Genomic DNA, 10567 nt, shown 5'->3' on the forward strand with positions numbered 1-10567 from the left:
TTATTGCTCAGGCATGGTAAGCACTCGTAATGGCCGATCCACACAGTCTGCCACGACCAAACCCTTAGCTCCCTTTCACCAGCGCCAGCGCGGATGACCGCGCGGATGCCGCAATCTGATCAGCGGTGGCTGGATCGTCCACCGACCGCGCCAGCGTGACCGCACCGGTCAGGATCGCGATGAGTGCCCATGCTCTGGCGGTTCGTTGCGCATCATCGCCCGTCAGGCCCTGTGCGATTGCTGCAGCGAGCGACTTGACCTTGCTCTCGAACAGCGCCTTGAGCGCCGGATCGGCGCGCTGGACATCGGGGGTCAGGCTTTGCAAGGCACAGCTTGCACCCAGTTCGCAGGTGCGTTTCTCACCCAGATAGAAATCGACCAGTGCTCCGACCCACGCCGCCCCATGCTGCTCTTGCATGCCGAGCACAGCTGCGCGCAACTCTTCGAGCCCGGCCAGTAGCGCTTCCTCAAAGGCCGCGTCTTTCGATTTGAAGTGACCATAGAAGGCCCCAGAAGTCACCCCCGCTTCCTTCGCCAGCCCATCGACGCCGATCCCGCCATAGCCGCGCCGCCGAAACCCGCGGCCAGCAGCTTCGATCAGGCGCGTGCGCGCTTCCAGTTTGTGGTCCGGTTGGTATCGCATTTTTACTCCATTGCATCACGAACGTTATTTTATGATTGACGAAATAACGATCACTATCTAATTCAAGAATAACGGTCGTTATATAACGAGTCGCGGCGAGAGGCAACGCCGATCTTGCCTCACGAAAACAAAGGAAACTCCAATGCCCATCAGCATTACCCTGACCGAAGGTGTCATTCCGGCCGACAAGGTTGGCGACGCCGTTCAGCAAATCACCGATTCGTTCCTGCGCCACCATGGTCTGGGCGGCAATGCGGTGATGACGCCCAATGTCACCACGCATCTCAACGTCCTGCCCCAGGGTCATACATTTGCAGGCGGCAAGCCGGTCGACGGTGCCTGGGTCGAGACCAAGACCCCGTCCTTCGCGCTCGCCGATCACGCGATCCAGACCGCCTTCTTCGGTGAGGCCACGCAGATTCTGCATGACCTGTCGGGCGGTTCGCTGGCCAAGGACCGCATCTGGTCGAACGGCGTTCACGCGGTCGACGGCACCTGGAACATCGATGGTCGTGCGCTGACCAACGAAGAAATCGGCGCGGCTGTCGCCGCCGCTTGAGCCCCCCCCCCCAAAGTAAGGATTGATCCATGAAAACTAATCTCCCCATCCTGGCGGCAGTCGCGCTTGGCCTCGTTTCTGCAAATGCTGCCAGCGCGGCTGAGACCAGCAAGAGCTGCATGCCGATCGGCGGCGTCGCAATTCCGAACTTCTTCGGCGAAGGCGAGGGCAAACCGATCATCATTTCCGCAACGCTGAGCGGCAGTGTGCAGAACGCGGCAGGAAAGATTCTGGCGACCCGCCAGACGCCAACTGGGCTGGAAATGGATATGGAGCACTATTTCGGGCGCGACGATGGCGGCGCGATCCAGACCAAGGATCTGGGCGTGTTGACGGCAATTCCTGGTAAGCCGGGACGCTACATGCTGGAGATCACCTACCACATCCAGCAGCCGATCTCGCGCGGGACGCTCAACGGCTATGGCGGCACCTTCAACAGCTATGGTCTGGTCGATCTGCGTGATCCGAACGCCATGGTCGGGCTCGTGCGCTACACCGGCGAAATCTGCAAATAGGCAGGCCCAAGCCCCCCCGTCGGGGCCTGCCCGCTGCACCGGCCATCAGCCCAAGGCGATGCAGCAGAGCGGCGGGCCGGGTCGCCTTTGACCCGCCGCTCACCTTTTCTTTCCCTCACAGAAAGTCATCCCATGCCCATCACTATGACCTCTGCGTCCGTGCCGGTGTTCCAGCACTACCTCGCCGTCCTGTCTGACCTGCTCGAAAAGGCGGAAGTCCACGCGGCAGATTGCAAGATCGATACCGACGCCTTGCTGGGCGGGCGCCTCTTCCCGGACATGTATGCCGCTTGCGAAGCACTTGCAGCAAAGGGAGCGCGGATTATCCGTCCTGCCGGACCGATGTCCAACGCCTCACCGGATCGCGACGACATTGAAGTCATTGCCTTCATCGAGGATCCGGACGGATACCGGGTCGAGCTCATCGAAACCTCTGATTTGTGATTCTGTGGACCTGGCATCTCGTGGCGCGTGTTTAACTGTGAGGTTCGCTCATCGCGCTCCGTTTGCAACGGCTGGTAGCCGACTATGCGAGCTGGCAGCTGCGCGCGTTGCGGACCGTTGCAAACACTGGTTGAATTTTGCCGTACCTTTCGCTAGATCGATGTCGTAAACGTCGTATTTTGGATTCGATCATGCAGACCTTGGAGCAGCAGGTTCTCGAGCGCTTCGCGTGCGGCGATACCCTTTCGCGCGCCACTCTGCGCCTCGATGCCAACTATGACTCGGTCGGCCGGGTGCTCGGCGACCTCGTCAAGGCCCGCAAGCTCGTTCGGGTCGGGCGCGGGAGCTATCGCCTGGCCACCGGCAAGGGTGCGATACCCGCAGCAACGATTGCCGATGCCATTCGGCAGCGCGTGGGGCGGTCGCGGCGCAACGTTTTTCTTCGTTCGGACTTCGACAAGCTCGGCAGTTACGATGCTGTCGGACGCGCGCTGCGACAGGTTGTCCGGTCCGGGAAGCTGATCCAGATCGGCTACGGCCTTTACGCCAAGGCGGCCGTGTCTCCGTTCAGCGGCAAGACAGCCCCCCTAGTCGGCATCCGGAAGCTTGCCACCGAAGCGCTGGGTCGGCTCGGCAAGTCGATTTCCGCCTCTGACGCAGAGCAGGCCTATAACAGCGGCCGCTCAACTCAGGTGCCAACAGGCCGCGCGTTGATGGTCACCGACCGTGTGCGCCGACGCATTGGCTATGATGGCAATTATGTCGTTCTCCAACGCGCCTGACCTGCGCACACTTGGCCTGGTCGCAGGTGCGCTTGCTGTCGATGAAGCCTTTGTCGAGAAGGACTGGTTCGTCGTTCAGGCCATCCGCATTCTCGAAAGCCTGAAGACCGGTGACATTACTCCCGTTTTTTCGGGCGGGACTTCGCTGCTCAAGGGCCACGGTCTGATCAAGCGATTTTCCGAAGACATTGATTTCAAGCTCGGTCTTTCGGACGCCTTTCTCGGCCTTTCCGGAAACCAGCGCCGCAATGCGCTCAGCAGCTTCAAGGATGCACTGGTTACCGGGTGGAGCGAAGCAGGGTTTGTCATTACCGAGGTCATCGCCCGCGACGGGAATGGATTCATCCGCATCGAGATGGATTACCCGACCCTGCTCGAAGGTCACGATGCGCTTCGTCCGCACATTCTTGCCGAATTGTCGGCAAAGCCGGCTCGCCTGGAACCAGCGCCTCGGCCGGTCACATCATTTGTCAACGCCTACCGTTCGCTGGCAGCAGAGGTTGACGCGGTGGCCTGTGTCGATCCGGTCGAGACGGCTGCGGACAAACTCAGCGCCTTCGCCTGGCGAGCACTCACGCGCGACCGCGCGTCGCCGAAGGATGACCCGGCAATCGTTCGCCATCTCCATGACCTTGCCGCACTGGAGCCGGTGGTTATCGAGCACGCCGGTTTTCCCGGTCTGCTCAGGGAGACCATGTTTGCCGATACGGGGAGAGGGAGCGAGGTCAGCCGGTCCAAGACGCCGGCGGAACGGCTCGAAGCGATGATCGAAATTCTCGCGGCGGATCCCCTATACCCTGATGAATACGCACGATTTGTCGAGGGTATGGCCTTCGCCGGAGCGGATGAAGTGCCGTCATTCGCAGATGCCATGGCAGCCGTCATGCGGCTTAGCGAACTCCTACCCGCCTGAGCTGACAAGTGATCAGCTACATCTATGCAATCCGCGAGGTACCCATCCCCGATCCCGATCGCGCAACCAATAAGCGCATCGACGTCAAGCCGACTAGGCCTTGAACGACTCTCGGGGGCACGCAAAAAGCAGGATGTTGAAGGTCGTATCCAGGGCCTCTCCGATGAATTCGTGCTGATCACCGTTGAGATCGGTCAAGATGAAAGTGGTCGGCCGAGTAACGCGCCGGCCACCGAGCGGGACCAACGGCCAAAGTGCATGCCCAGGCGTGATCAGCGTCGTCTGTGGCCGCCCGAACATCTGTTCATAGGAAAGCGACACTTCGACCCGCCTGACCGGCGCACAAATCCCCAGCACCGGGCGAACCTCGGTGGGTTCGAGCGCCGCGACAAAGCAAACCTGGTGATGGGTGCGGGCATATTCGCGGATCGAGGCATACATCGACGTCTTGAACTGGCCTTGCAACTTCTTGATTGAAGCGAATGCCAGCGGCATATCCGCCGCGCGCTGCTTGAAAGCGTCCCCATTGAACATAACAAATCGAGCGAAGTTGTTGGCTTCGCGCTCGAATTGATCGGCGATGGACGGCTCGAGTTCCTGTTCACTGTCCTCGAAGAAGCGGAACAACTTGCGCTGGTGGGGCAGCTCGAAGTGCCCCGTCTCGTGAAGCGTCAGAAAGAGCTGCTTGCCCGGTGTCAGCGAATCATCAATGTGGATGATCTCCTCGGACGCGTCGAGAATTCCGAAGATCTTCCCCAGCGCGGACTTGATGGTTTTCGCGACCTGGCTGCCCTTGGCCGCAACGTAGGCCTTGATCGAGCGCGGGTCGAAAATGCTGTACGGCGCAACCTTGAGCTTTGCAGCGGCAAGAATGTCTTCAAGCGGCAGAGGAACAGTTCCCCACGCATCGGAACGATGCAGCAAGTTCTTGGCAATTGTCTCAACTTTTAACAGCTCGCTTGAGCTAAGTGAGCTGTCGTCGGGGCGCATTATTTATCGTCCTTTTGCGCTCGCAGAAATTTCAGGAACCGCAAGAGCTCGGCTTCCTCGTCATCCGTAAGGCTGATTTCCGCAAATGTTGCCGCGCGCCCATGGCGTTCTCCTGCCTCACGTTCGGTCGGCGCGCGTAAATATCCCGCCAATTCCATCAAGTGGGTATAATCAACCTTATAAAGCTCAGCCAAAGCATTCAGAACATGCGGTGACGGGGCGCCAACCTTGCCGTTCTCGATTTGGCTGAGGTAGGCGTTGGACACTTCCTTGCCTGTGGCCTCCTCGACCTGTCGAAGCGTCAACTTTCGGTCGCTGCGAATCGCCGCCAAATGGACACCCAGCGTTACTGGCGACTTGCTTGAGCCTGACATGATTTGAGTCCCTTGGCGCTCCTGAGTCCCCGAAAATAGCGCGATCCGCGTGATTTATCAAGCGCGCTTGATATGCTTGACATTTCAAGCACGCTAATCCTACAATGCAGAAATGCAGCGGCACTCCCGCCCCCGACATGGAAGGAAACCAAAATGGTCGCCAATAGCGAAGACGAGCCGCCGCTCGAAGAATTGGACATCGAAGCGTTCACCGCTGCCAATCCGCACGACAAGAAGCCCCCGGCCAAGCGCTATGCGTTTCGGGTGAACAAGAAACGGGCAGCCACCGCTGACCCGAACCCGACCCGCGAGGAGATCCTTACGCTGGCCGGCTTTGTTCCCGTCGAAGAATATCGTCTGCGCCTCAAGAGCGGCAAGGGAGACCCGGTGGAAATCCAGCCCGGCGATCACGTCGATCTGACTCTGCCGGGCGTCGAGCGGTTTGTTGCCAACAAGCTGCATGTGCAGGACGGCCTCAGCGAGCGGCGCGAGTTCGCCTTGCCAGAAGAAGACACCGCGTTCCTGAACGGCCTTGGGCTGAACTGGGAAGCTGTCAACTGCGGGCAGCTCTGGATCATTGTGCGGGGATGGAGCCCGCCCGCAGGATTTGAGCCCGGGCAAGTGGATATCGCATTCGACGTCACCAGCTACCCGGCGGGCGTTATCGATATGGCCTATTTCAGTCCGGCGATCAGTCGCACCAACGGCGCGAGTATCCCCCAGGCCGATGTCACCGTCGCAATCGACGGAGGAAGCTGGCAGCGCTGGTCGCGCCACCGTGTTGAGGGCGTGAACAGCTGGAACCCGGAAAGCGACAGCATTGCCTCTCACTACGGTTACATGCTCGATTGGTTCAAGCGCGAACTCGAACGGTGACACAAACCTTCACGCTGACGATGGCAGAGAAGGAACAGATGGCGCTGATGGGCCATCTGTTTCCGGGCGACGGCAAGGAATCGGCCGCGATCGGATTGTGCGTGTTGGGCGCAAGTGCAAGCCCGGTCCGCATCCTCGTGAAAGAGATTGTACCGGTTCCGGTAGATGTCTGCACGCTGCGCACGCCCGTCGCGATCCAGTGGCCATTCGAATGGTTAGATCCCCTGCTCACGCGGGCGGCGGCAACTGGCTTGTCTATCGTCAAGTTCCACTGCCACCCGGGTAACCAAGCGTACTTCTCCGAGATCGATGACGTCGGGGACGATGCCTTTTTCGAAAGTGTCCATGGTTATCTCGATAGCGCGGCGCCCCATGCCAGCGTAGTTGTCATGCCGTCGGGGCAAATGTTGGGCAGGGTCGGCCTACCCGATGGATCGCAGCACGCCATTGCCCAGTTTGGCATTGCAGGCCGGCAGCCGCAGTTCTGGTGGTGCGAAACACAATCAGACAGTTCAACTACCCTGGGAACGGTCGGGCGGCATTCGCGCGGCTTTGGGCAAGAGATGCGCAGCGAACTGAGGCGGCTCAGCATTGGCATTGTCGGGGTGTCAGGAACAGGCAGCATCGTTGCCGAGCAATTCGCCAGACTCGGATTCGGCCGTATTGTCCTTGTCGATCCCCAGCGTGTCGAAACCAGGAACCTCGACAGGATCTTGAACGCGAACGCAGAAGATGCACGCGAAGGCACGCATAAAGTTGATGTCGCCAAGAGAGCCATTGACGCACTTGGGTTCGGTACACAGGTCCTGGCCATCCCGGCGAATATTGTGGACCGCGATGCAGTGGTTGCACTTGCCGGCTGCGATATTCTTGCAGGCTGTGTCGACGGTGCCGAAGGCAGGGCAATCCTTGACCGACTGGTGGCAACGCAACTGCAAACGCTCGTCGACGTTGGCGTCGGCGCTGTGGCTGACGAAGATGGATCGATCGATCAGATCGACACGGCCGTGAACTTTATCTTCCCAGGAGGATCCAGCCTTCTTTCCAGGGGTGTTTATACCCCCGAGCAGGTCCATGCCGAAAGTCTGGAACGGGCCGCGCCGGAAGAATATGCACGGCAGCGCGCGGAAAAGTACATCAAGGGCCGTGACGAGGAGCAGCCGGCTGTCATCAGCATCAACATGATCGCTGCGGCGAGCGCGGTGCTCGAGTTGATCGCGCGCCTTTATCCGTTCCGGCATAACCCCAATCCAGCCGCCTTCGATGCGGTGCGCATGAATCTTGCGGAAGTCGAATTCACCACAGAGACTTACGAAAAGCCGTGCCCGGTCATGGGCAAGTTGCTTGCGACTGGTGGCCGCGAACCCCTGCTCAATATGCCCCAACTGTCGAGGAAAAGCTGATGCCAAAGTGGAGATCGATACCTAGGCGAGTAGGACTGTGGCTACGGGACATGTATTTTGCCCGGTGGGGCCGTTACCAGGTGATCGAAGACGAAGATCTGCCTGACGACGCCATACCCGGTAAGCTCTACCTAGTCGGCGAGGATGGCCGTTACTGGATCGCTGCGATGCGGTGCCCTTGCGGGTGCAGCACTTTGCTAGAAATGAATCTGTTGCCCGATAGCGAGCCTGTCTGGGCGCTCAGGGTCATCGATGCCACGCCAACCCTGCATCCCTCGGTTTGGCGCAAGGATGGCTGCCGAGCTCACTTTCTGCTGCGTAACGGCCGGATTGTTTGGTGCTGACTGTCGAGATCAAGGAGTAAATTATGCCAGCGAACAATGGCCCTCGAGGCGAAATCCACGCCAGTGATGGGAATGGCGACCCCGTCGTCATCCGAGTATTCTGGAAAAGAGGCTCGACATATCTGTCGCACAATGGTCACGAGCATCTTGTCCACCCATCGAATCTGCGCCGACCGAACGGCTTCGCGATGGAAGCCGTTTTGGTCTACCATGTTTCTGATGCGGTGTACGTGCCACGATAAGCAGACGGCGAATCCTCGACCTAGGATCCAGGTGCAGACGCAAACTAAGGCTCCAATAATCTGGCCGCTGTTAGGCTGCTTCTAGCATTTCCAGTCGCCGCGTGAAATTGTCCGGCTGCCCATCGTGCAGTTCGATGAAGCGGTTCGCTTCCTTGACGATTCGCGCCTCGATCACCGCATCGCGGTCGATCCTCGACTGGGCGTGGAGCCACTCTGTGACTTCAAGCCAGTCCCATAACGGGCTGTTGGACGTGACGCGGGCGACTGGATTGGGGAAACCCGAGCCGCGTTCGGCCTTGGTGTAGAGCGAGATCGCTTGGCGGGTGAGGCCGGAGCGTTCGGCGATGTCGCTGAGGCTCACGAGATAGTCGGGTTCGACCCGCTCGACTTTGGCACCCGTCTTGAGGATATCCTCATAGGCCGACGCGACGGCCTTGGAGAACGACACGGCTTCACGCGCGAACTCGGCGATGATGACGCCCTTCTGAAACGACAGGGTGGCATCGTCGCAGCCCGCCTCGAAGAAACGGTCCTCATAGCCTTCCATCTCAGGATCGAGACCGGAGGCGATAATCGTGAACTCGTGCGTCTTCATCATCTCACTCCGCGCCCGGATGCGGGCACCGCGCAACATCGCGCCGGATCGCCTTGGCATGGTTCTCCGCGTTGCGCGGGGTGCTCCACACCGAGACCATGCAGCCGTCCCGATCAGCCCAAGGACAATAAAGCCGCCCCCAGGCATGACCGCTGATAGCAACCACACGCCAGCCCTGCGCTTCCGCATGGGCAACGGCGGCTTCGATCTCCTTGTTCGGATGGCGGGGTCTTGCCATTCGACTAACTCCCCATGGCCTTTTTGTTGACATTTGTCAACAGGCTTGATTGATCGATTTCGACCTCGACCTGAGGATCCGCGAGCATAGTTCGCCAATCCATTGCGCTGATTCTGGTTGATCTGGTTTGATCGGCATCCACGGCCTGCTGGGCCACCGCCGGACGCTCGCCGCGATTGAGCATCTCCTGCAATCGCGAGTCCCACGCCTCAAGCGCGACCCTCTTTTCTGGTTCATATTTGTAACGATTGTAGATCCCCGCAATGCCTGCCCGTGTGCCGCTGATATGGTTGAGGACGGCCTCGGTGACTTCGATCGGGATGCCAAGCGCTTGCAGATTGGTCGCCCCCGTGCGGCGCAGGTCGTGCAAACGCCAATCGTCGATCTTGACGCTTTGGGGATCACCGCCCCTCTCCTTCTGACGGCGCTGCATGACTTTCAGCATGCGTTCGTCGAGAAGGCGCTTGGCTTTTGAGTATCCCGAGACGGGTGTGGTGCCGGTCGTGCTGAACACAAAGCCGCGCTCCTGCGGATAAAGCGCCGCGAGTTCGGCCACCGCCATTTCGGTCAGCGGGATAATATGCGCTTCGTCGTTCTTGGCGCGCTCGGCAGGCAAGGTCCAGGTTTTGGCTTCGAGATTGATCTCCGACCAATCCATCTCCGCAACCTCTTGTCTCCGCTGCATCGTCAGGAGAAGCAGGCGCGCAAATGGCCCCCAAGGCCAACTGGCCTGCCCGGTGGCTTGCCACAAGCAGATCAGTTCCTCCTGCCCGAGCACCCGTCGACGTGACGGGCAGGCTTTGGGAGCCTTCATTCCCGCAAGCGGCGAGATCTCGATATCTTCGCGATCAACCGCCCAATTGAACAATTTGCGCAGCAGTGAATGGATGACCTTCCGGCTGCCCGGACGATCGGCATAATCATCCATCAGCTTGACCATGTCGGCACGTTTGAGCGCCGTCAGGGCCTTCTTGCCCCAACGAGGCTTCAGGACATTTTCAAGAATCCGCTGTTGCTCCGGCCAAGTGTCCGGCCAATTCGCCTGCAGGTAGAGCTCGACGAACTGGTCGCAATAGGAAGAGAAGTTAAGTACCTTCTCGCGGCGTTTCGCATTCCGTGCCTCTTCAACCGGATCAACGCCTTGCCGCACAAGCATGAGCAGGCGTTCGGCTTCCTTTCGCGCCGTCTGTGTCGTCCAGGGGCTGCCATGAATACCGATCGTTGTGCGGCGCGCAGGCCCGCCATCGACCCGGTATTGGAGGACATAGGATTTGACACCCTTGGGGGTGACCCGAAGGCCAAACCCCCTCAGGCCGCTATCCCAGGTATAGACATCGCGTCCTGGACATGGTTTTGATGCCTCGATAGTGCGGATAGTGATCGACTGACTGGCCATGCTTCATACGCCCACGTAATCGCCACGTAATCATTTGTCGGAAAACCGTGGCGTAGGTTAAGGTAATCCACGGCGGATTTATTCCAACCGTTTCAAGACCTTAAGCGTAGTATGGAGCACTCTGGCGTAGCATCAGAAAGGTTGCTAGAGGCAGTTTGTAATCAGGGGGCCAGGGGTTCGAATCCTCTAGCCGGCACCACTCATTCGCACGGGAGCGGGCAGCACCACATGCTTGCAGACATGATCCAGCGCC

General features: G+C 59.4%; 14 protein-coding genes. 8 read left to right on the top strand and 6 right to left on the bottom strand.

What is annotated here, in order from left to right; translation table 11 throughout:
- Positions 1 to 64: 64 nt before the first annotated feature.
- Complete coding sequence (locus ABL922_RS13320) at positions 65 to 643, bottom strand: TetR/AcrR family transcriptional regulator (protein WP_349024700.1); 579 nt, start codon at positions 641 to 643, stop codon at positions 65 to 67.
- Positions 644 to 785: 142 nt separating this feature from the next.
- Here ABL922_RS13320 and ABL922_RS13325 point away from each other — a divergent pair, with 142 nt between their 5' ends.
- From ABL922_RS13325 to ABL922_RS13345, 5 genes are all read left to right on the top strand, one after another.
- The gene (locus ABL922_RS13325) at positions 786 to 1202 is read left to right on the top strand and encodes a hypothetical protein (protein ID WP_349024701.1); all 417 of its coding nucleotides are present in this window, start codon (positions 786 to 788) and stop codon (positions 1200 to 1202) included.
- Between the two features lie 29 nt (positions 1203 to 1231).
- Positions 1232 to 1717: a hypothetical protein gene (locus ABL922_RS13330; RefSeq protein WP_349024702.1), complete on the top strand. Its 486-nt coding sequence runs from the start codon at positions 1232 to 1234 to the stop codon at positions 1715 to 1717.
- 144 nt (positions 1718 to 1861) lie between these two features.
- Positions 1862 to 2161 (top strand): DUF1993 family protein, encoded by a 300-nt coding sequence (locus tag ABL922_RS13335; protein ID WP_349024703.1) that lies wholly within the window; start codon positions 1862 to 1864, stop codon positions 2159 to 2161.
- 191 nt (positions 2162 to 2352) lie between these two features.
- Positions 2353 to 2943 carry a hypothetical protein gene (locus ABL922_RS13340; protein WP_349024704.1) on the top strand — a complete coding sequence of 197 codons (591 nt, stop codon included), beginning with the start codon at positions 2353 to 2355 and terminating at the stop codon, positions 2941 to 2943.
- Entirely contained in the window at positions 2888 to 3856 is a 969-nt protein-coding gene (locus ABL922_RS13345; RefSeq protein ID WP_349024705.1) for a nucleotidyl transferase AbiEii/AbiGii toxin family protein, read from the top strand. Before ABL922_RS13340 ends, ABL922_RS13345 begins: the two co-directional genes overlap by 56 nt.
- A 93-nt stretch (positions 3857 to 3949) precedes the next feature.
- On the opposite strand, the gene ABL922_RS13350 is transcribed toward ABL922_RS13345, so the two are convergent.
- Together ABL922_RS13350 and ABL922_RS13355 are read right to left on the bottom strand one after the other, a co-directional pair.
- Complete coding sequence (locus ABL922_RS13350; RefSeq protein ID WP_349024706.1) at positions 3950 to 4846, bottom strand: ImmA/IrrE family metallo-endopeptidase; 897 nt, start codon at positions 4844 to 4846, stop codon at positions 3950 to 3952.
- Entirely contained in the window at positions 4846 to 5220 is a 375-nt protein-coding gene (locus ABL922_RS13355) for a helix-turn-helix transcriptional regulator (protein ID WP_349024707.1), read from the bottom strand. Before ABL922_RS13355 ends, ABL922_RS13350 begins: the two co-directional genes overlap by 1 nt.
- Positions 5221 to 5373: 153 nt before the next feature.
- Here ABL922_RS13355 and ABL922_RS13360 point away from each other — a divergent pair, with 153 nt between their 5' ends.
- Genes ABL922_RS13360 through ABL922_RS13370 form a run of 3 tightly spaced genes read left to right on the top strand, consistent with a single transcriptional unit; the run spans position 5374 to position 7843 of the window.
- On the top strand, positions 5374 to 6096 hold the full coding sequence (locus ABL922_RS13360; RefSeq protein ID WP_349024708.1) for a multiubiquitin domain-containing protein: 723 nt from the start codon (positions 5374 to 5376) through the stop codon (positions 6094 to 6096).
- A complete protein-coding gene (locus ABL922_RS13365; RefSeq protein WP_349024709.1) occupies positions 6093 to 7499 on the top strand; it encodes a ThiF family adenylyltransferase in 1407 nt (468 codons plus the stop codon). The genes ABL922_RS13360 and ABL922_RS13365 overlap by 4 nt, the downstream gene beginning before the upstream one ends.
- Positions 7500 to 7549: 50 nt before the next feature.
- Positions 7550 to 7843: a DUF6527 family protein gene (locus tag ABL922_RS13370; protein ID WP_349024710.1), complete on the top strand. Its 294-nt coding sequence runs from the start codon at positions 7550 to 7552 to the stop codon at positions 7841 to 7843.
- 312 nt (positions 7844 to 8155) lie between these two features.
- Here ABL922_RS13370 and ABL922_RS13375 read toward each other — a convergent pair whose 3' ends face one another.
- Genes ABL922_RS13375 through ABL922_RS13385 form a run of 3 tightly spaced genes read right to left on the bottom strand, consistent with a single transcriptional unit; the run spans position 8156 to position 10314 of the window.
- Positions 8156 to 8683, bottom strand: coding sequence for a hypothetical protein (locus tag ABL922_RS13375; RefSeq protein WP_349024711.1), 528 nt, complete (start codon positions 8681 to 8683; stop codon positions 8156 to 8158).
- Between the two features lies 1 nt (position 8684).
- Entirely contained in the window at positions 8685 to 8918 is a 234-nt protein-coding gene (locus tag ABL922_RS13380; protein WP_349024712.1) for a hypothetical protein, read from the bottom strand.
- 4 nt (positions 8919 to 8922) lie between these two features.
- Entirely contained in the window at positions 8923 to 10314 is a 1392-nt protein-coding gene (locus ABL922_RS13385) for a tyrosine-type recombinase/integrase (RefSeq protein WP_349024713.1), read from the bottom strand.
- Positions 10315 to 10567 lie beyond the last annotated feature (253 nt).

Origin of the sequence: Sphingorhabdus sp., assembly GCF_040079335.1 — a bacterium.
In the GTDB taxonomy this organism is placed as follows: Bacteria; Pseudomonadota; Alphaproteobacteria; order Sphingomonadales; family Sphingomonadaceae; genus Sphingorhabdus_B.

Bases quoted from the DNA above. Each gene is read 5' to 3' on its own strand.
- ABL922_RS13320 (WP_349024700.1), bottom strand. From the start codon at position 643: ATGCGATACCAACCGGACCACAAACTGGAAGCGCGCACGCGCCTGATC.
- ABL922_RS13325 (WP_349024701.1), top strand. From the start codon at position 786: ATGCCCATCAGCATTACCCTGACCGAAGGTGTCATTCCGGCCGACAAG.
- ABL922_RS13330 (WP_349024702.1), top strand. From the start codon at position 1,232: ATGAAAACTAATCTCCCCATCCTGGCGGCAGTCGCGCTTGGCCTCGTT.
- ABL922_RS13335 (WP_349024703.1), top strand. From the start codon at position 1,862: ATGACCTCTGCGTCCGTGCCGGTGTTCCAGCACTACCTCGCCGTCCTG.
- ABL922_RS13340 (WP_349024704.1), top strand. From the start codon at position 2,353: ATGCAGACCTTGGAGCAGCAGGTTCTCGAGCGCTTCGCGTGCGGCGAT.
- ABL922_RS13350 (WP_349024706.1), bottom strand. From the start codon at position 4,846: ATGCGCCCCGACGACAGCTCACTTAGCTCAAGCGAGCTGTTAAAAGTT.
- ABL922_RS13355 (WP_349024707.1), bottom strand. From the start codon at position 5,220: ATGTCAGGCTCAAGCAAGTCGCCAGTAACGCTGGGTGTCCATTTGGCG.
- ABL922_RS13360 (WP_349024708.1), top strand. From the start codon at position 5,374: ATGGTCGCCAATAGCGAAGACGAGCCGCCGCTCGAAGAATTGGACATC.
- ABL922_RS13370 (WP_349024710.1), top strand. From the start codon at position 7,550: ATGTATTTTGCCCGGTGGGGCCGTTACCAGGTGATCGAAGACGAAGAT.
- ABL922_RS13375 (WP_349024711.1), bottom strand. From the start codon at position 8,683: ATGATGAAGACGCACGAGTTCACGATTATCGCCTCCGGTCTCGATCCT.
- ABL922_RS13380 (WP_349024712.1), bottom strand. From the start codon at position 8,918: ATGGCAAGACCCCGCCATCCGAACAAGGAGATCGAAGCCGCCGTTGCC.
- ABL922_RS13385 (WP_349024713.1), bottom strand. From the start codon at position 10,314: ATGGCCAGTCAGTCGATCACTATCCGCACTATCGAGGCATCAAAACCA.